At 52.4% G+C, this 817-nt stretch carries 2 protein-coding genes; both read left to right on the forward strand.

The annotated features are described in order from the left end of the window. Positions 1-173: 173 nt before the first annotated feature. A complete protein-coding gene (locus E3E28_RS10680; RefSeq protein WP_167889342.1) occupies positions 174-374 on the forward strand; it encodes a hypothetical protein in 201 nt (66 codons plus the stop codon). Beyond that, complete coding sequence (locus tag E3E28_RS10685; RefSeq protein WP_167895471.1) at positions 371-787, forward strand: hypothetical protein; 417 nt, start codon at positions 371-373, stop codon at positions 785-787. Before E3E28_RS10680 ends, E3E28_RS10685 begins: the two co-directional genes overlap by 4 nt. The last annotated feature ends 30 nt before the right edge of the window (positions 788-817 follow it).

Consider the following 817-nt stretch of genomic DNA (forward strand, 5'->3'; position numbering starts at 1 on the left):
CGGGCCGAGGAACCGCCTGACATCATCATCTGGCTCGAGCGGGAGATTGAGACGGCTAGGGAAACCGCGTTCTCCCTCAACCTTCGCGGGGAGAACGGCGCGGAGTACTGGACGGGCTACGCGGACGCGCTGGAAGACCTGTTGAAGAAAATCCAGAGGCGGGAGGTGAGGGCATGAGAAGGTATTGTTACATCACGTGGGGATGGATCAATGGAAAAAGGAGGATTGCGCTTGGGAAACAGTCGACGCATGAGATCGTGGATGAGGAGGGTAAGCTTGCATTGTTTGTCAAAGAGCGCGTCGAAAAGCTCCCACGCCCGATGACTCCAGAAGAAGTTGTCGAATTCTTAGAGCGCCGGGAGGTGAGGGCATGAGTGAGGAATTGATGTTTGGTCGTGTCGTGGAGTATGTTCAGCATAGTTTCTACAAGAAACCGTTTCCTCTTGGCAGTGAGCTCAAGAATGCAGTAGAGAAGGTTATGGAAACAGGAGAGGCGCAAGTAATAGACAAAGGTTGGGGGCAGTATATCGTAGAGAGTACAGAGCGTGGAATCAGGATCAAGGTCAGAGCCCACGTGGCAACTTTTGAGGTTCTGACAAAAGACTATGTTCGTGAGAAATACAAAGACATCATAGAGTTCATGAGGGAGAAAGGGACAGTATCGAGAAAGGAACTGCGGAAGAAGTTCTTCTTGCTTGCTGACGAGTTCATTGAAGCGGCGAAAGTGACTGGAATAGTCCGGAGCACTTCTCGGGGATACAGGTTAGTGGAGGAGGGTCGCTCATGAGGGACTGGTCTCTCCTCCGCGTCCGCGCTC

This window comes from Thermococcus sp. 21S9, from assembly GCF_012027635.1.
Classification (GTDB): domain Archaea; phylum Methanobacteriota_B; class Thermococci; order Thermococcales; family Thermococcaceae; genus Thermococcus.